Raw genomic sequence first — 17,221 nt, forward strand, 5'->3', positions numbered from 1 at the left:
GTCATTCCCGCTTCGGTTCGCCGATTTCAGCGGGGACACAACCCCATCGCTGCCATATCGCAAAAAAAAGCAACGCTGGTGTCGCTGTAGGCTCGTTTTGGTAGGCCGGATAAGGCGAAGCCGCCATCCGGCAATGGTGCGGAGGGGATCATGCCGGATGGCGCTGGCGCTTATCCGGCCTACGGTTTGTTTCTCAACAATTACGCCTCGGCGGGGGCATGTTGCCACCACATTTTGTGCAGGTCGTAATACTTATCGCCCGGTTCGGGGTATTTGTCCCACGGCTTGTCGATGATGTAATGGATATTCTTCACCTGCGAGAGATCCCACATCTGCGGGTGCTGTTTCGGCAGGGTTTTCAGGGCGTTATATCCATAATGCAGCGGCAGCCAGCGGTCGTGGAACACCTCGTTGAGGAAATCCTGCTCGGCGAAGACCCACTCGGCGATATCCTCTTTCGCCGCCAGCTTCGCCATCATCGCGTCATAAACGTCGCGATCCGGCGTCAGCACCAGAAAACCGCCGTTCAGGTAGTTATCGACCGGGGCCGGAGGGGCGGCGTTCATCTGCGCATCCTCAACCCAGCTGTAGTAGCAGTTATCCGGCTGCCAGCTATCGGGATAGGTAGCAATATGGTTCGGATTGCAGCGGCAGGCGTGGCAGGCAGCAAGCGTACCTTTGGCGAGGGGCAGTTCGAACACCTCATCCATGTTCTGTACCACCAGCATATCGGCATCAAGAAACGCGACGCGCTGATACTCCGTCAGCGTCCAGACTGCCAGTTTGCTCCACACCTCAGCGAAACGGGCGTTGGCGTAGCGATGGGCAAGGTCAGGATTCGGTCCGACGATCGGCACTTCGCGCACTTCACACCCCTGCGCCTGCAACTGCTGGCGCGTGGCGGCGTCGATAGTCTCCGTCACCATCACCACCAGCGGCCACGGCGAACCGCTGTCGCGCAGCGACTGCTGCAATGCTTCCACGCCGGGAAGGTAGCCCGGCTGCGTTAACAGCGTGACCCAGGCAAACGCGGCGCTCATGACAGCACCTCCGCCATAAAGCGGTTCATAAACTTGCCGTCAGGATCGAAGCGGCGGCGCACGGCTTTAAACGCCTCAAACTGCGGATAGAGCGCGGGCCAGTTGTAGAGCGACGGGTCAAAATATTTGCCCCAGTGCGGTCTGCCGCCCTCTTCGGCGAGCAGCTGTTCTGCGGCGCGTAAAAAAGCCGTTCCCTCTGCGGAGAGCGATCCATCTTCAGCGTAGTAGACGACAAAACCGAAGAAGCAGGTCGGTTCCCCACCAGCCGGGCTAAGCCAGGCGCCGGAGGCTCCGGTGCAGCGCAGAATAATCGGGTAGTGCATATGCGGCTGCGACTCGCTGTGCCACGCTTTCATGCGCGCAATCACCGCCGCGACGCGCGACATCGGAATGCCGATCTCAATATTGATCTGCGGGGTAGCGATGCCGCGGCAGAAGACCTGGTAGATATCGCCAATCACATCCGTGAAGTCTTTAAAACGCGTCACGGTGCGAAACGGTTTACCGTTCTCATCGACAATGCGGGTGTCATCGCGCATCTGCGCCAGGGTTTTATCTACCGTGGCGTTCATCTGCTCGTCGGTCTCCTCCATCTCGACCAGCTCGCCGTGGTTGTCATGCCACAGCGCCTGCTCCTCGGCGGTGGCTTCGCGCGCGTTCCAGGTGTGAACCTTGTTCTCATCCGGGAACCACCACGCTTTGCTGAAGGTCCACTCGTCGTTCCAGTCGATCAGATCTTCCGCCAGGTTATCGGCGTTGCCCGCGCTCTTAAAGCAGGTATAGAGCGTGGAGGGGCGGGTGCGCAGCGTCACGGCGGTGATCACGCCGAGAGTGCCGAGCGCCTGCTGCGCGGCGTCAAAGGCCGCATCGTCCCGCTTAATATCGTGCGCTTCACCGTGGGCATCAATCAGGCGAATGGAGAGCGCTTCATCAGCCAGCGAGCTCTGCCCCATGCCCTGGCCGTGGGTGCCGGTCGACACTGCGCCCGCGAGGGTTTGTGAATCGATCACCCCCGGCGAGGCGTGCAGCATGCGGTTCATGCTGGTGAGGGTCTCAAACACCTCATGCAGCACGGTTCCGGCGGCAAAGGTGACGCTCTCGTCGCTCACCGCCAGCACGCCGCGCAGGCGCGAGAGGTCAATCAGCGTATCGCCCGGCTCGCTTAATTTCAGCATTCTACCGGGCGACATGCGGCTGCCCATCACGCGAATTCGCCCCTTTGCAGCAGCAATGATCTGCTGCAACTGCGCTTCGTTTTCCGGTGTTTCAACAGCCTGAGCGGGCGCCAGCGTGGCGTTTTTCGCCCAGTTTACAACGACGTTTTCATCAGAGGTTTGCTGTGGCAGGCGAGGTGGAAAAAGAGCCTGTAGCGTTGTCATTGGCATCTCCTTGCGCAATATTTTTGTAATGATTTATCAAGCGTAGCTCATCATGTAAAAGTGTGACGTGAGTCGCTTCTTTTCGTGCGATCTGGCCATCCTGAAGCTACTGATCGACACGATTTTGTGGATCGCCGTTGATAAACGACCGTACGTTCTCCACGGTGGTAGCGAGAATACGCCCGCGCGCATCGACGGATGCCCAGGCAATATGCGGCGTGATAATGCAGTTTTTCGCCTTCAGCAGCGGGTTATCTGCGCCAGGCGGTTCGCTGCTCAGCACATCCACCGCCGCCCCGGCAATGCGCTCTTCGTTAAGGGCGGCGGCAAGATCCGCTTCGTTAATCAGATCCCCGCGCGAGGCGTTCAGCAGCAGCGCACTGTGCTTCATCTTCGCCAGCGCCTCACGGTTGATCATCCCTTTGGTTTGCGGCGTCAGCGGGCAGTGGAGGCTGATAACATCCGCTTCGGCGTAGAGGGTGTCGAGATCGACATAGCGCAGTTGCGCGCTCTCCGGCAGCGGGCGCGAACGGGAGTGGGCGAGCACCGTCATGCCCATCGCCTGGGCGATGGCACCAAACGCCTGGCCGATGCGGCCATAACCGATAATGCCGACGCGTTTTCCCGCCAGCTCGACCATCGGTTGCAGCCAGTAACACCAGCTGTCTGCCTTGCTCCAGCCGCCGGCATGTACATCGGCGTCGTGTTCGCCGACGCGGTTGCAGAGCGCCAGCAGCAGCGCGGTGGTAAATTGTGCCACCGTCGCGGTGCCGTACGTTGGCACATTGGTAACGACAATTTGCCGGGCGCGGGCGGCCGCAAGATCGATAATGTTGTAGCCGGTAGCGGTCACGGCGATACATTTCAGCTGCGGGCAGTGGGCGAGCAGCTCTTCGCTAAACGCCACTTTATTGGTAATGGCGATATCCGCGTCGCGCAGGCGCTGCGCGGCTTTATCGGCCGGGGTGGTGTCATAAACCGTGACTTCGCCCAGCGCATGCAGTGGATCCCAGCTGAGATCGCCGGGGTTCAGCAGACCGCCATCCAGCACAACTATTTTCATTTTTTCCCCATTCGGTCATGAAAGTGTCGCAATAAAAAAGCCGGACCCTATCGTCCGGCATTCGCACACAAGAAGCAAATTACAATCAATCACTTAATAGCGTTATCACGCCTGCAAGGGCATATTTTACCGCTTGCTCAATCACCTCTGTGGTGTCGCCCTCAAAGAGGCATTTGACGGTGACGGGTTCGCTATCCGGCAGGCCCCAGCCAAACCACACGGTGCCTGCGGGGGTGCCATCTTCACCGCCATCGGGGCCGGTGTAGCCGGTCACGGCAATGCTGACCGGCTCGTGGCTGGCGTCGCAGGCACCTTGCGCCATTTCAAAAGCCGTCTGCTGGCTTACCGCCGTCCAGCGCGCCAGCGTCTCTTTTTTCACCTGCAACAGCGTCTGTTTTGCTTCATCGGTAAAGGTGATAAACCCGCTGCCGTAAAACTCCGGCGTGCTTTCGCAGGCGCAGAGGGCGGTGGCGATCTGCCCGCCGGTGCAGGATTCGGCGGTGGTGACGCGCAGTTTTTTATCGCATAACAGCGTGCCGAGCCTGTCGGCCAGATCGCTAATCTCAAGTTTTAATAGCGGCGCGACGCGCTCGCTTTGTAACGCGGTGGTGGTTTCGCTCTTCATATCTCTCCCTTCCATCCGAAAGAAAATTCTGCCTGGCAAAAGTATAGCAGCGCACTTTTAAGGCGAATTTTTCGGAATGATCGAGATATGACCATTGCGCTCGAGAATGGCGAACTTAATCTCTGCGAGGTCGACAATGCCCTGGTTATTGCGCGCCGAGAGCATAATATCGGCGCGGGAGATATCCGCTTCGCGCATCTTCTCTGGCAGCATTTCACCGTTCTCGACCAGCACCACCGGCGTGCCATCGATAAAATTTTCTGCCCCTTTCACGTACTTCTTCAGCTTGCCAAACAGAATATCCACCACCACCAGCGTGATGATGGTCAGCGCCGCGCCGGTGACGGAGAAGTCGTTGCCGAGCAGCGCCTGCTGCGTCGCTTCACTGATGATCAGCAGCAAAATGAGATCGAAAGAGGTCATCTGCAACAAGGCTCGCCGACCGGCGATTTTGAATACCACCATTAACACCAGATAGATCGCTACCGCGCGTAACACCATATCCATTGCCGTCTCCTCAGGGCCAGATAAACTGTTTCACCGCCAGCTGGGTGGTGTCATTTAACGAAAGTCGCAATTCGCTGCTGCCAGGGGTTTGCGGCGTCAACCCGAGCCAGACGGTGAAGGGTTGATCGGGATGAGGACGGGCATACTCCAGCACCAGTTCGCCGTTCTGGCTGGTCATCTTTTCCGGCTGCGGTTGCAGGGTGCGGATCTCAAAATCCTGCATAAAGTTGCCGCCGAGGATAAAAACGGTGCGGCGTTCGTTCGAGGCGTGGGCGGTGAGTTGCATATCGATATCGCTTTGCAGGCGGGCGTAGCGGTCATACTGCACCGTCAGTTTGCCATCAATGCTATGGGCGCTTCGCGCGCTGAGCCACCCCTGGGAAAAGAGGCCGAGCAGCCCGGCGATCACTACCGCAAACAATATTACGGAGCCAATGCGCTGCACCTTTGTTTCAACATGCAGCCAGAACGGGCTGTCAGCCACCGGATAGCGGTGCGACTTCTTCTCCATCTCTCCTCCACGGCGTCGGTGGAAACCACGTAAAGAGAGTGTAGATGAGGCGGGGACCATGCGGTAAGGAAGCTGCTGAAACGGCGTAGGCCGGATAAGCGGTACGCGCCATCCGGCAATGGGGTGGCACTCATGCCTGATGGGTGGAAGGGTTCCGTTCACCAGGTGATGGGGAGTTTCATTAATCTTTTATGCGGTGAACGGGATAAGGGAAGCGGCCGCGCTCCCCTTATCAATCCCCGCGGCCCCGCGAGGAAATCGGTGCTGCGCACTGCGCTCACCTCCCGCGTGCCTGACTGCGGCCGGCTCGACTCGACATCCTGTCTCGGTTCGCCTCTGTCCGCCATCCATGGCGTCCAGACCTTGTCATTCACGCTTCGGTTCGCCGATTTCAGCGGGGGTCAACACCATCGCTGTCATATTGCAGATAAATGTCGCAACGATGTCGCTGTGGGCTCGCTTTTGTAGGCCGGATAAGGCGAAACCACCATCCGGCAATTGTGTCGCGGAGGTAATGCCGGATGGCGCGTACCGCTTATCCGGCCTACGCCGTTTCAGCGGCTTCATTCATTTAGGCCGGATAAGCGCCAGCGCCATCCGGCAATCTGCGAGGAACTTACCCCGCTTTCTGCTGCACCTGATGCACGCCGATATAACGCTCGTAGCGGTTCGCTTTCAGGCGCGTTAAATCCACCAGCACCAGGCCATCGACGCAGTTATTGAAATCGGGATCGCTGCCGAAGTCGATAAACTGCACGCCGCCGGGCTCGCCCAGCTCGGAATACTGTTTATAGAGCGGGGGAATACCGCAGCCGAGATTACCCAGCAGCGATTTCAGCCGGGTCAGATCTTCGGTGTAATCCTCGCCGGTAAACTGCGCCAGCACCTCGGGCAGCGTGGCGGGGCAGGGGCGGCGCGAGGACGCCAGCGGCCAGGCGGCGGGGAACCAGAGGCGATAGAAAGCAATCAGCAGATCGCGCGCCGCAGGCGGCAGGCCACCGGAGATGGAGACCGGGCCAAAGAGATAGCGGTACTGCGGGTAGCGCGCCAGATAAGCGCCAATCCCCGACCAGAGATAATCGAGCCCACGACGTCCCCAGTAGCGCGGTTGAATAAAGCTGCGCCCCAGCTCAAGACCCTCGCGCAGCACCTCCGCCATACGCGCATCGTAGTGAAACAGGCTATGGCTATAGAGCCCCTCCGGCCCCTGCTCGGCGATAAGCTGCGCCGTCGGCATAAAGCGGTAGGCGCCGACAATCTCCAGATCGGCATCATCCCAGAGGATCAGGTGCAGGTAGTGATCATCGTAGCGATCCGTATCGCGCCGTTTGCCGCTCCCTTCACCCACGGCGCGAAAAGCGATCTCGCGCAGCCGCCCCAGTTCGCGCAGCAGCGGTGCATCCTCTTGGCCGTTGCGCTGCCAGAGATAGATCGTTTTGCCGTCCGGCGTGCGCCCGAGGCACTCGGCGCGGCTCAGTTCGCGGCGCAGGGTGGCTCTGTCTTCCGGCCGGGCGATGGCGCATTCGGTTTTGAACGTGCCGGGCACTCCCTTGCCGAGACGCAGAAGATGCTGGCGACACTTCTCGGCCAGCTCGCGCGGCGCGAGGGCAGTGGTGTGCCAGTTCTCCCAGGGAATGCGCTGACCGAGGGTGATCGGCAGGCTGCTGTTACGGCGGCGAAACATCTGCTGCATCAACAGCAGCAGCGGCAGGTTGTCTGAGAGCAGGGCGCTGGCGTAAAACAGCGCGCTGTTGCGGGCATCGATCCACGCCGGCAACAGCGGAGCACGGAACTTGTTCGCCAGCTTTATAAACCCGGCGTGCCAGCGTTTATCGCGAATGCCTTTGCGGGTCAGGCGCGACACTTCGCCCGCCGGGAAAAAGATCAGCACGCCGCCGGATTGCAGCTGGTTTTCCATCTGTTGCAGGGCGGCTTTGGTGGTGCGACCGCCGATATTGTCCACCGCGATAAAGAGCGAGCTTAAGGGTTCGAGGTGGCTCAGCAGGCGGTTGGTGACCACTTTGACATCGCGGCGCACGCGCGAGACGGCATACATCAGCGCCAGCCCATCCAGCGTCCCGGTCGGGTGGTTGGCGATAATCACCAGCGGGCCATGTTCGGGAATTTGTTCGAGGCAGTGAGCGGGGATGGTACAGCGAATTTGCAGATGGTCGAGGACATGTTCCACCATATCCAGCCCTTTCAGGTGGCGGTGCTGGGCGGCGAATTGCTGGAACTCCTGTTCGTAAAGCAGACGCCTGAGCAGGTTCTTTTGCCAGGGTGCCGGTCTGGCCTGCGGCCAGAGATCCTCAAGTACATTGTCGAGACTAAACATGGCGATTTCTCCTCCCGTCTTGCCGCTGACAGTAGCGGGAGAAGATGACGCTTACATTTCATTACAATGACGTTATGAGCATTTGTTGCAGGCCGACGTAGGCCGGATAAGCGCAGCGCCATCCGGCGTTTTACCTCCCGCACCCATGCCGGATGGCGGCTTGCAGCCTTATCCGGCCTACATGGTCTTTACCCCGTAGGCCGGATAAGCGTAGCGCCATCCGGCATTGCAGAAGGCAGAGCGGGAAAATTAAATCAGGCCGCGTTCGGCGAGATCGAGGGCGAAATAGCTGAAGATCAGGTCCGCGCCTGCGCGTTTGATGGCGCCGAGGCTCTCCATCACCACTTTATCTTCATCGATCGCACCGGCCTGGGCGGCGAACTTGATCATCGCGTACTCACCGCTCACCTGGTATGCGCCCAGCGGCAGTTCGGTGCGTTCACGAATATCACGCAGAATATCGAGGTACGCCCCGGCTGGTTTTACCATCAGGCAGTCGGCACCCTGCGCTTCATCAATCAGCGATTCGCGGATCGCTTCGCGGCGGTTCAGCGGGTTCATCTGATAGGTTTTGCGATCGCCTTTCAGCGCGGTGCCCGCCGCTTCACGGAACGGGCCGTAGAAGGAGGAGGCGAACTTGGTGGAGTAGGACATGATGGCGGTATCTTTAAAGCCCGCCGCGTCCAGCGCCTGGCGGATCGCCTGCACCTGGCCATCCATCGCTGCCGATGGCGCGATAAAATCAGCCCCGGCTGCTGCCGCAACCACCGCCTGCTTACCGAGGTTCAGCAGGGTTGCGTCGTTGTCGACGCCGTGTTCGCACAGTACGCCGCAGTGGCCGTGCGAGGTGTATTCACAAAAACAGGTATCGGACATCACGATCATCTCCGGTACCGTCTCTTTACAGATGCGCGACATGCGCGCCACCAGACCATTTTCCTGCCAGGCATCGCTGCCGGTGTCGTCGGTATGGTGTGAAATACCAAAGGTCATCACCGAGCGGATACCCGCTTTAGCGATGCGCTCAATTTCACGGGCGAGATATTTTTCCGGAATGCGCATCACGCCGGGCATGGCGGAGATCGCCTGGTAATCGTTCAGCTCTTCTTCAACAAAGATCGGCAGCACCAGGTCGTTTTTGCTCAGTGTTGTCTCTTCAAACAGGGCGCGCAGCGCAGGGGTTTTACGCAGGCGGCGAGGACGGGTGATTAAATCGGTCATGATATGCCTAAGATTTATGGAACAGATGGCGGCATTGTAGCCGAAAATATAATCCCCCGTTTTACCAAAATCGCCGTTAAGCCACAGGCAGGCGGCAATGCACCTGCCTGTTACTTCATCAGGAGGCGGGGATCGCCATCGGTTTATTGTTGCTCAGCTCGCTCACCAGATCGTTCACGCCGTCGCTCATATTGGTGAATTTGGTCAACGGTGAACGGGTGATCACCACGAACACGCCAACGTTATGCTGCGGCACCATCGCCATATAGGTGATAAACCCGCCACCGCCGCCGGTCTTCTGAATAATTCCCGGATGGCCCTCTTTCGGGGCCATATAGACCCAGCCGAGGCCGAGGGCGTCGGCTTTACCCGGCACATCCATTCCCACCACTTTCGTCAGGCGTTCGCGCGGGTAGATCAGCGTCTGCATCCGGTCAGCCTGCGTATCGCGGTGGTAGAAGTCGGAGGAGAGGAACTGCTGCATCCAGCGCATCATATCGCCAGGCGTGGAGTAGACGCCGCCGCTGCCAATCGCCGCCAGCGTGTTGTTGCACGGGCTGGCCCCTTTTTCTGCCACCATCAGCCGTTTGCACTGATCCGGCGACGGGGTGAAGGTGGTGTCCTTCATGCCCAGCGGGCGGGTAATCTGCTCTTCAAACAGCTGCGGATAGGGTTTTCCCGCCGCGCGCGCCAGCGCATCCGCCAGCAGATCAAAGGCCAGGTTGGAATAGGCCGCCTGGGTGCCCGGCGCGGTTTTCAGTTTGGCGGTGGCGAGCCAGTTCCAGCGCTGCTCGCGTGTCGGCCAGACAAAGACCGGGCGCACCGCTGCGCCGCCGGGCTGCTCGCGCGGCAGGGCGCTGGTGTGCGTCGCCAGGTTAACCAGCGTGATCGGCGCGCCCTGGTAAGTGGGTACGCGCGCGCCGGGCGGGGCATATTTACTTAACGGATCGTCAAGGCGCACGCGGCCCTGATCGAGCAGCTTCACCAGCATCTCACTGGTCATCAGCTTAGAGAGCGAGGCGATGCGCACCACCGAGTCGAGCTGCGGGCGCACATTGTTGCCGGGACGGGTTTCGCCGAAACTGCGAAAGACGCGCTGATTGCCGTCAATCACCACCATTGCCATGCCGGTCGCGCCGCTGCCATAGAAGATATGGTTGGCATAACGATCGACGATTTCAGAAGCAAATACCGGGTCGGGGGAGTGTTGCGCCGCCCGGACGCTGGTCAGGCCCAGCGCACACAACATCGCGGAGATAAGCAGACAACGTTTCAACGAAAGGATCCATTAATCACGGGGAAAGATAGAGCGTATTTATACTACTTGCGCGCCGTTGCAAAGGGGCGAAAAGCGGAATGTTTCGCCCTAATCCGTAACGCCAGGTAAATAAGAGCATTTTTTTCTGCCCGCCGCCGCTGCCGCGGGCTGTGATAAGCTCCGTTTTTCACCAAACAGGAGGCAGGCAATGGTTGCTCAACGGGTAGTGATGGTGGTCGATATGCAAAACGGCGTGTTCGCCATGCCGCGTCATCAGCGCGCGCAGTGCGTCGCGCGGATCAATCAGCTAACGGCAGTGGCAGATACCGTGATCTTTATCCAGCATGCCGAATCGGGCGGGCTGGAGGAGGGGAGTGAAGGTTTTGCGCTGCTGCCGGAGTTAACCCAGCCAGCGAGCGCCTTTTACATCACCAAAACCGCCTGCGACGCCTTCTACAAAACCGGGCTGGAGGCGCTGCTGCGTGAACGGGCGATTGAAAGCTTTGTCATCTGCGGCTGTGCAACGGATTACTGTGTCGATACCACGCTAAAAAACGGTGCCAGCAAAGGCTTCGCGATTACCGTCGCGGAGGATGCCCACACCACTGCTGACCGCGCGGCGGCAAAGGCAACCACGCTTATCGACCACTACAACGAGGTGTGGCGCACGCTGATCGTGCCGGACAACCCGGTGCAGGTGAAAAGTGTCGATACAATTGTTTATGACTGGCAAAGCCACTAAACGGTTAACCTGAGGTCTGATTAAACGAGCCAGCGCCGCACCCGCGGCGCTTTTTTGTCGCTGGCCGCGAGCATGACACAGCACACGTCGTAAAGAATAAGAAAGACCCAGGAGAGCACTATGTTTCGTTCCTTTTTCCCCCGGCCGACGCCCTTTTTTGCCTCGGCGTTTATCTGGACGCTTCTCGCCATTGTTTTCTGGCTGGCAGGCGGCGAACGCTGGTTATTACATTTGACCGGCATATCAAGCGAGGTGCCAATCAGCGCCGCGCGCTTCTGGTGCCCCAACTTTCTGCTCTTCTACGCCTACTACGCGCTCTGCGTCGGCCTCTTCGCCGGCTTCTGGTTTATCTATTCGCCCCATCGCTGGCAGCGGTGGTCGGTTCTCGGCACCGCGCTGATTATCTTCGTCACCTGGTTTCAGGTGGAGGTGAGCGTCGCCATCAACGCCTGGTATCAGCCCTTTTATGACCTGATCCAAAAGGCGCTTACCGCGCCGAATACCGTGCCGCTGGAGAAGTTTTACAGCGGCAGCGGCGTCTTTTTGGGCATCGCGCTGATTGGTGTGACGGTGGCGGTGCTGAATAACTTCTTCGTCAGCCACTATGTCTTCCGCTGGCGCACGGCGATGAACGAATACTATATGGCGCACTGGCAGCAGCTGCGCCATATCGAGGGTGCCGCGCAGCGTGTGCAGGAGGACACCATGCGCTTTGCCAGCACGCTGGAGGATATGGGCACCAGCTTTATCAACGCCATTATGACCCTGTTCGCCTTTCTGCCGGTGCTGATTGTTCTATCGCCTCACGTGCCGGAGCTGCCGCTTATTGGGCATGTTCCTTACGGGCTGGTGTTTGCCGCCATCGGCTGGGCGCTGTTTGGCACGCTGGTGCTCGGCGTGGTGGGCATCAAGCTGCCCGGCCTGCAATTTAAAAATCAGCGCGTCGAAGCGGCGTACCGTAAAGAGCTGGTCTATGGTGAAGATGATGCTGAACGTGCGCGGCCGCATACGGTGGTGGAGTTGTTTAGCGCCGTGCGTCGTAACTACTTTCGGCTCTATTTCCACTACACCTATTTCAACGTCGTGCGCATTCTCTATCTCCAGGTTGACGCGGTGTTTGGCCTGGTTATGCTCTTCCCGACGCTGGCAGCCGGGGCGATTACCTTCGGGTTGATGCAGCAGATCACGAACGTCTTTGAACAGGTGCGCAGCTCGTTCCAGTATTTGATCACCTCGTGGACGACGCTGGTGGAGCTGATGTCCATCTATAAACGTTTGCGCAGTTTTGAGCGTGAGGTCGATAATCAGGAGTTCGTTCCTGTCGCCTCTCACGGTCATTAACAAAGGAAGGTTATGTCTTACGTACCTCGTTTTAGCTGGTTGCTGGCGGCGCTGATTGTCGCCGGGTGTAGTTCGCAGGGCTCGCTCTCTGATAAAGAGGCCGCGAAGGAGCCTAAAAAGGCGAAACCGCTGGATGTCGCAAGCGTGGTGCGTAACACCATTCCCGCCAGCGTTAAAGATCGCGACGGCTGGGCTGAAGATCTGGCGAATACCTTTAAAAGCCAGAAGCTGCCGCCGACGCTGGAGAATATCTGCTCTGTATTAGCGGTGGCGCAGCAGGAGTCCAACTACCAGTCCGATCCGGTGGTGCCGGGGCTGAATAAGATCGCCTGGAAAGAGATCGACAAGCGCGCCGGGCAGCTGCACATCCCTGTGCTGCTGGTGCACACGGCGCTGAAAATCCCGTCGCCCAACGGCAAAAGCTACAGCGAGCGGCTCGATAAGGTGCGCACCGAACGCGAGCTGAGCGCGATTTTCGATGACATGATCAATATGGTGCCGATGGGGCAGACGCTGTTTGGCTCTTATAACCCGGTGCACACCGGCGGGCCGATGCAGGTGAGCGTCTCCTTTGCCGAGCAGCACACCGACGGCTACCCGTGGGAGATGTCCGGCACCGTGCGCCAGGAGGTCTTCAGCCGCCGCGGCGGATTGTGGTTCGGCACCTATCATCTGCTTAACTACCCGGCCAGCTACAGCGCACCGATCTACCGCTTCGCCGATTACAACGCCGGTTTCTACGCCAGCCGTAACGCAGCGTTTCAGAACGCAGTGAGCAAAGTGACGGGCATTAAGCTGGCGCTGGATGGCGATCTGATCCTTTATGGCAGCCGCGAAGCGGGCACTACCGAGCGTGCAGTGCAGACGCTGGGCGCGCAGCTTGCGATGAGCGATCGGGATATTCGCCGCCAGCTTGAGCGTGGCGACAGTCAGGAGTTTGAAGAGACGAAGCTCTATCGTGAGATTTATCGCCTGGCGGATAAGCGCAGCGGAAAAACGCTGCCGCGCGAGATGCTACCGGGGATTCAGTTAGAGAGCCCGAAAATCACGCGTAACTTAACCACGGCGTGGTTTGCGAAACGCGTTGACGATCGTCGGGCCGCTTGCATGGCGCGCAATTAGCGCAGATTGTGGCTACGCCAGCGCAGGACGAGGAAGATCACGCCCAGAAACGCGCTGCCGGCGATAAACGGCACAAGACCGAAAATCGTGCCTACGCCCATACCCATCTCAACGTGGGGACGGGAGACGTCCTGCGTCTGCATCAGGTGTTCAAACACGCCAGGCGCGTGCACCAGCAGGTTAAGCAACTGCGCACCTGCCCAGAAGCAGAGCAGTACGAAGACGGCGTAAGCAATATTACCCGGTCTGGAGGTGTCTCGTTTTTTCGCGCCCTTATTAAAGGGTTTGGATAGGGTAAAATCAGCCATAAGACCTCCGGTACTCGTTACTTTTAAACGCTCAGGGAAGATAGGCTCAGAGCCGTAACTCCTGGTTAGTTTGGCACCAGTCACGCTTTGTCAACATCAGAATGGTGATAATTTCGGAGCGGGAAGGATCCCAGGGAAGCGTTTTTTGTGAGTCATCACATTTTTGTAACGTATTAATTATTTCAGTAACATTTCGGAATTACCGCACAGCACACACTCTCAACCCGCGCGCTGTGCGATGATGCGCCCTTTACCTGCTGGAGTTGTCATGAAGCTGCCTGAGAAAATTCGCCGTGACTGGCACTACTACGCGTTTGCGATCGGCCTGATCTTTATTCTCAATGGCGTGGTCGGGCTGATGGGATTTGAAGCTAAAGGGTGGCAAACCTATGCCGTCGGGCTGGTGACCTGGCTGGTGGGGTTCTGGCTGTCGGGGCTGATTATCCGCCGCCCCGCGCAAAATGAGGCGACGGAAAGTACCGAGTAACGCTTACTCTTGCATTGAGATCTTCAGCGCGCTGCTTTGCTGGTGGCGCTCAAGCGCCAGCTCAATCAGGCGGGTGATAAGCGTGCTATAGCTGATGCCGCTCGCCTGCCACAGTTTCGGGTACATGCTGATATTGGTGAAACCGGGCAGGGTGTTGATCTCATTGATCACCACCTCGTTGTCCGGCGTCAGGAACACATCCACCCGCGCCATCCCTTCGCAGCCCAGCGTCTTATACGCCTCAATGGCGATCGCGCGGATCTTCTCGTTGGTCTCGGGATCGATGGCGGCCGGCACCACAACCTGCGCACCCTGATCGTCAATGTATTTGGTGTCGTAAGCGTAGAACTCGCTGTTCAGCACAATTTCACCGCAGGTGCTGGCCTGCGGCTCATCATTGCCCAGCACCGCGCACTCGATCTCGCGCCCGACGATCCCTTTCTCCACCACCACTTTTTTGTCGAAAGCAAAGGCCAGACGCAGCGCGTCAGCATACTGCGCTTCGTTGGTTACTTTGCTGACGCCGACGGATGAACCCTGGTTGGCGGGTTTAACAAACAGCGGCAGGCCGAGCTTCGCGGTCACGTCGCTAAAGCTGAAGCTGTCGCGGTTGGCGCGCGTCAGGGTGATAAACGGCGCGATGGCCAGACCGGCATCGCGCAGCAGACGCTTGGTGACGTCTTTATCCATGCAGGCTGCGGACGCGAGCACATCGGAGCCGACAAACGGCAGGTTGGCAAGGCGCAGCATCCCTTGCAGGGAGCCATCTTCACCGAGCGTGCCGTGAACGATCGGGAAAATGACATCAACATTCGGCAGCGGCGAGCGGTTATCTGCCGCAATCAGTTGTTGTTCGGCGACGCCCGGCACCAGCGCCACGCTGTTGTCCGACGGATTCAGCGCGATACGCGCCGGATCGCTGGCGTTTTGCAGATAGTTCTGCGCATCGCTAATATGCCACTGCCCTGATTTATCAATACCCAGCAGCACCACTTCAAAGCGCGATGTATCCATCGCATCGACAATGTTCTTCGCCGACTGTAACGACACTTCATGCTCCGCCGATTTGCCGCCGAAGACGACCCCTACCCGCAGTTTTGCCATTTCAACAATCACTCACACTGATGAGAAAACCCATACGATATCACGTCAAAACGCACGATTCGCGGCCTTCTGCCATAATGTCTGGAGAAAAAAAGAGGAGGAGAGGTGAGCGGGAAGAGCCTGATCGTAATCGCTATTCTTATCGGCGGCGTCTATGCGGGCTACCGCGCGCTGCCAGCGTGGTACAACCCTTTTGCCCCGCTTCAGCTGAGCGATCCACCGGGGCGCATCACCCAGTTCAAACTGCGGCGTTTAACGCCTGAAGATTGCGCCGCGCTGCTGAAGCAGGCGAATCAGCAGCGGCTTATCTCCTCCGTCGCGGTGGCGGACAGCGGCGGCGACTGTCCGTTAACCAACGTAGTGCGGGTAAAAGATTTCGGTGCCGTGAAGCTGAGCAGCAGCTTTCTGGCGAGCTGCCCGCTGGCGCTCAGTTCGGCGCTGTTTGTCGAGCAGCAGGCGCGGCCATTAAGCCAAACGATGATGGGCAGCGCCTTAACGCGTATCGATCACGTCGGCAGCTACGCCTGCCGCAATATCTACAACCGTGCGGATGCGCGGCGCAGCGAACATGCCAGCGCGGAAGCGCTCGATATCAGCGCTTTCCGGCTGGCGAATGGCGAGCAGGTTTCTGTCCTGCGCGGCTGGCGGCAGACGCGCACTCAGCCTTGGCTGCGTGCAATGCTGAGTGCCAGCTGCGGGTATTACGGCAATGGCCTCGGGCCGGAGTATAACGCCGCGCACGCGGACCATTTCCATCTCGGCATGCGCGGCTACGGCCTCTGTCGCTAAGCATATCGCGCTTAGCATTTACGGTTTTTCTCCGCGCGCCTGCGCCATTCGGCGTGGGTTGAGAGATAAAACTCCAAAGTGTGGCTAAGCGCATATCTGGTAACTTATCGCTGGCGCATTCTTGCTACCCTATGCGCCGTTTTTCAAAACCTGAGTGATTACGCGTATTTATGGAATCCTGGAAGGTCAATCTTATCTCGGTCTGGTTCGGCTGCTTTTTTACCGGGCTTGCCATCAGCCAGATTTTGCCGTTTCTGCCGCTCTACGTGGCGCAACTGGGGGTGACCTCGCATGAGGCGCTGTCGATGTGGGCAGGGCTAACCTTCAGCATCACTTTCCTTATCTCGGCGATTGTCTCGCCGATGTGGGGCAGCCTGGCGGACCGCAAAGGGCGCAAGCTGATGCTGCTGCGCGCTTCGCTGGGGATGGCGATCGCCATTCTGCTGCAGGCTTTCGCCACTAACGTCTGGCAGTTGCTTCTGCTGCGCGGCGTAATGGGGCTCACCTCCGGTTATATTCCTAATGCCATGGCGCTGGTCGCCTCGCAGGTGCCGCGCGAGCGCAGCGGCTGGGCGCTCAGCACGCTCTCCACGGCGCAGATCAGCGGCGTGATCGGCGGCCCGCTGATGGGCGGTTTTCTCGCTGACCACTTAGGCCTGCGCACGGTGTTTATCATCACCGCGATGCTGCTGATGGTGAGCTTCCTGGTGACGCTGTTCCTGATTAAAGAGGGGGGCAGGCCGAAGGTTAAGAAGGGCGAGCGGCTCAGCGGCAAAGCGGTCTTCTCGACGCTGCCCTATCCGGCGCTGGTGATCAGCCTCTTTGTCACCACCATGGTGATCCAGCTCTGTAACGGCTCGATTGGCCCGATCCTCGCACTGTTTGTCCAGTCACTGTCGCCCGATACCGCCAATATCGCCTTTCTTAGCGGGCTTATCGCCGCGGTTCCCGGCGTGTCGGCGCTGCTCTCGGCGCCCAGGCTTGGCAAACTGGGCGATCGCATCGGCACCTCGCGCATTCTGTTAGCAACGCTCGCCTGCGCGATTGTGCTCTTCTTCGCCATGTCGTTTGTCACCTCGCCATTGCAGCTTGGGATTCTGCGCTTTCTGCTCGGCTTTGCCGATGGCGCGATGCTGCCCGCCGTGCAGACGCTGCTGCTGAAGTACTCCAGCGAGCAGGTCACCGGACGCATCTTTGGTTATAACCAATCCTTTATGTACCTCGGTAACGTTGCTGGCCCGCTGATGGGTGCCTCGGTCTCGGCGATGGCTGGCTTTCGCTGGGTCTTCGCCGCCACGGCGGTGGTAGTGCTGATTAACCTGATACAGCTGGCACGCGCATTTCGCCGCGTGCGGCAACCACGCTAAACGCAGGCCGGAAATAGATCTC

At 58.9% G+C, this 17,221-nt stretch carries 17 protein-coding genes; 6 read left to right on the forward strand and 11 right to left on the reverse strand.

All coding sequences use genetic code 11. From position 1 onward, the window contains the following. Window positions 1–200 precede the first annotated feature (200 nt). The 9 genes from IAE50_RS23560 to ampH all read right to left on the reverse strand — a co-directional run bounded on the left by IAE50_RS23560 (window position 201) and on the right by ampH (window position 9,957). Window positions 201–1,040, reverse strand: a complete 840-nt coding sequence (locus IAE50_RS23560) for a glycosyltransferase family 8 protein (protein ID WP_200581483.1) — start codon at window positions 1,038–1,040, stop codon at window positions 201–203. Continuing rightward, window positions 1,037–2,419 carry a D-arabinono-1,4-lactone oxidase gene (locus tag IAE50_RS23565; protein WP_200581484.1) on the reverse strand — a complete coding sequence of 461 codons (1,383 nt, stop codon included), beginning with the start codon at window positions 2,417–2,419 and terminating at the stop codon, window positions 1,037–1,039. The genes IAE50_RS23560 and IAE50_RS23565 overlap by 4 nt, the downstream gene beginning before the upstream one ends. Window positions 2,420–2,525: 106 nt before the next feature. Beyond that, the gene (locus IAE50_RS23570) at window positions 2,526–3,482 is read right to left on the reverse strand and encodes a D-2-hydroxyacid dehydrogenase (protein WP_200581485.1); all 957 of its coding nucleotides are present in this window, start codon (window positions 3,480–3,482) and stop codon (window positions 2,526–2,528) included. Window positions 3,483–3,567: 85 nt separating this feature from the next. Beyond that, window positions 3,568–4,107, reverse strand: coding sequence for a 2-oxo-tetronate isomerase (locus IAE50_RS23575; protein ID WP_200135487.1), 540 nt, complete (start codon window positions 4,105–4,107; stop codon window positions 3,568–3,570). Window positions 4,108–4,164: 57 nt separating this feature from the next. After that, entirely contained in the window at window positions 4,165–4,614 is a 450-nt protein-coding gene (locus IAE50_RS23580; RefSeq protein ID WP_023478242.1) for a DUF421 domain-containing protein, read from the reverse strand. Window positions 4,615–4,624: 10 nt separating this feature from the next. Continuing rightward, the gene (locus IAE50_RS23585) at window positions 4,625–5,125 is read right to left on the reverse strand and encodes a hypothetical protein (RefSeq protein ID WP_054804673.1); all 501 of its coding nucleotides are present in this window, start codon (window positions 5,123–5,125) and stop codon (window positions 4,625–4,627) included. Window positions 5,126–5,741: 616 nt separating this feature from the next. After that, window positions 5,742–7,460 (reverse strand): lysophospholipid acyltransferase family protein, encoded by a 1,719-nt coding sequence (locus IAE50_RS23590; protein ID WP_200581486.1) that lies wholly within the window; start codon window positions 7,458–7,460, stop codon window positions 5,742–5,744. A 249-nt stretch (window positions 7,461–7,709) separates the two neighbouring features. Beyond that, window positions 7,710–8,681, reverse strand: a complete 972-nt coding sequence (gene hemB, locus IAE50_RS23595; RefSeq protein WP_034812298.1) for a porphobilinogen synthase — start codon at window positions 8,679–8,681, stop codon at window positions 7,710–7,712. A gap of 118 nt (window positions 8,682–8,799) precedes the next feature. Further along, the gene (gene ampH / locus IAE50_RS23600; protein ID WP_200581487.1) at window positions 8,800–9,957 is read right to left on the reverse strand and encodes a D-alanyl-D-alanine-carboxypeptidase/endopeptidase AmpH; all 1,158 of its coding nucleotides are present in this window, start codon (window positions 9,955–9,957) and stop codon (window positions 8,800–8,802) included. Window positions 9,958–10,147: 190 nt separating this feature from the next. Between ampH and IAE50_RS23605 the strand changes: the two genes are divergently transcribed. The 3 genes from IAE50_RS23605 (at window position 10,148) to IAE50_RS23615 (ending at window position 13,144) form a co-directional block, all read left to right on the forward strand. Beyond that, window positions 10,148–10,681: an isochorismatase family protein gene (locus IAE50_RS23605; protein ID WP_200581488.1), complete on the forward strand. Its 534-nt coding sequence runs from the start codon at window positions 10,148–10,150 to the stop codon at window positions 10,679–10,681. A gap of 120 nt (window positions 10,682–10,801) precedes the next feature. Then, window positions 10,802–12,022 (forward strand): peptide antibiotic transporter SbmA, encoded by a 1,221-nt coding sequence (gene sbmA / locus IAE50_RS23610; RefSeq protein WP_200581489.1) that lies wholly within the window; start codon window positions 10,802–10,804, stop codon window positions 12,020–12,022. A gap of 12 nt (window positions 12,023–12,034) precedes the next feature. Then, entirely contained in the window at window positions 12,035–13,144 is a 1,110-nt protein-coding gene (locus tag IAE50_RS23615) for a DUF1615 domain-containing protein (protein WP_200581490.1), read from the forward strand. Here the strand turns inward: IAE50_RS23615 and IAE50_RS23620 are convergent. Further along, window positions 13,141–13,452 carry a DUF2755 family protein gene (locus tag IAE50_RS23620; RefSeq protein WP_034812308.1) on the reverse strand — a complete coding sequence of 104 codons (312 nt, stop codon included), beginning with the start codon at window positions 13,450–13,452 and terminating at the stop codon, window positions 13,141–13,143. The genes IAE50_RS23615 and IAE50_RS23620 overlap by 4 nt on opposite strands. A gap of 268 nt (window positions 13,453–13,720) precedes the next feature. On the opposite strand from IAE50_RS23620, the gene IAE50_RS23625 reads away from it, so the two are divergent. Next, window positions 13,721–13,939: a DUF2754 family protein gene (locus IAE50_RS23625; RefSeq protein WP_200581491.1), complete on the forward strand. Its 219-nt coding sequence runs from the start codon at window positions 13,721–13,723 to the stop codon at window positions 13,937–13,939. 3 nt (window positions 13,940–13,942) lie between these two features. Here IAE50_RS23625 and ddlA read toward each other — a convergent pair whose 3' ends face one another. After that, on the reverse strand, window positions 13,943–15,043 hold the full coding sequence (gene ddlA / locus IAE50_RS23630) for a D-alanine--D-alanine ligase (RefSeq protein WP_200581492.1): 1,101 nt from the start codon (window positions 15,041–15,043) through the stop codon (window positions 13,943–13,945). A 105-nt stretch (window positions 15,044–15,148) separates the two neighbouring features. Between ddlA and IAE50_RS23635 the strand changes: the two genes are divergently transcribed. Beyond that, a complete protein-coding gene (locus IAE50_RS23635) occupies window positions 15,149–15,832 on the forward strand; it encodes an extensin family protein (protein ID WP_200581493.1) in 684 nt (227 codons plus the stop codon). A gap of 170 nt (window positions 15,833–16,002) precedes the next feature. Next, the gene (locus IAE50_RS23640) at window positions 16,003–17,199 is read left to right on the forward strand and encodes a multidrug efflux MFS transporter (protein WP_200581494.1); all 1,197 of its coding nucleotides are present in this window, start codon (window positions 16,003–16,005) and stop codon (window positions 17,197–17,199) included. The last annotated feature ends 22 nt before the right edge of the window (window positions 17,200–17,221 follow it).

The sequence above is a fragment of the Kosakonia sp. S42 genome (assembly GCF_016624785.1).
Classification (GTDB): domain Bacteria; phylum Pseudomonadota; class Gammaproteobacteria; order Enterobacterales; family Enterobacteriaceae; genus Kosakonia; species Kosakonia cowanii.

Excerpts from the sequence above, each read along its gene's own strand:
- IAE50_RS23565 (WP_200581484.1), bottom strand. The coding sequence starts at position 2,419 with ATGACAACGCTACAGGCTCTTTTTCCACCTCGCCTGCCACAGCAAACC.
- IAE50_RS23640 (WP_200581494.1), top strand. The coding sequence starts at position 16,003 with ATGGAATCCTGGAAGGTCAATCTTATCTCGGTCTGGTTCGGCTGCTTT.
- IAE50_RS23580 (WP_023478242.1), bottom strand. The coding sequence starts at position 4,614 with ATGGATATGGTGTTACGCGCGGTAGCGATCTATCTGGTGTTAATGGTG.
- IAE50_RS23590 (WP_200581486.1), bottom strand. The coding sequence starts at position 7,460 with ATGTTTAGTCTCGACAATGTACTTGAGGATCTCTGGCCGCAGGCCAGA.
- IAE50_RS23615 (WP_200581490.1), top strand. The coding sequence starts at position 12,035 with ATGTCTTACGTACCTCGTTTTAGCTGGTTGCTGGCGGCGCTGATTGTC.
- ddlA (WP_200581492.1), bottom strand. The coding sequence starts at position 15,043 with ATGGCAAAACTGCGGGTAGGGGTCGTCTTCGGCGGCAAATCGGCGGAG.
- IAE50_RS23605 (WP_200581488.1), top strand. The coding sequence starts at position 10,148 with ATGGTTGCTCAACGGGTAGTGATGGTGGTCGATATGCAAAACGGCGTG.
- IAE50_RS23585 (WP_054804673.1), bottom strand. The coding sequence starts at position 5,125 with ATGGAGAAGAAGTCGCACCGCTATCCGGTGGCTGACAGCCCGTTCTGG.
- IAE50_RS23625 (WP_200581491.1), top strand. The coding sequence starts at position 13,721 with ATGAAGCTGCCTGAGAAAATTCGCCGTGACTGGCACTACTACGCGTTT.
- sbmA (WP_200581489.1), top strand. The coding sequence starts at position 10,802 with ATGTTTCGTTCCTTTTTCCCCCGGCCGACGCCCTTTTTTGCCTCGGCG.
- hemB (WP_034812298.1), bottom strand. The coding sequence starts at position 8,681 with ATGACCGATTTAATCACCCGTCCTCGCCGCCTGCGTAAAACCCCTGCG.
- IAE50_RS23575 (WP_200135487.1), bottom strand. The coding sequence starts at position 4,107 with ATGAAGAGCGAAACCACCACCGCGTTACAAAGCGAGCGCGTCGCGCCG.
- IAE50_RS23620 (WP_034812308.1), bottom strand. The coding sequence starts at position 13,452 with ATGGCTGATTTTACCCTATCCAAACCCTTTAATAAGGGCGCGAAAAAA.
- IAE50_RS23560 (WP_200581483.1), bottom strand. The coding sequence starts at position 1,040 with ATGAGCGCCGCGTTTGCCTGGGTCACGCTGTTAACGCAGCCGGGCTAC.
- IAE50_RS23570 (WP_200581485.1), bottom strand. The coding sequence starts at position 3,482 with ATGAAAATAGTTGTGCTGGATGGCGGTCTGCTGAACCCCGGCGATCTC.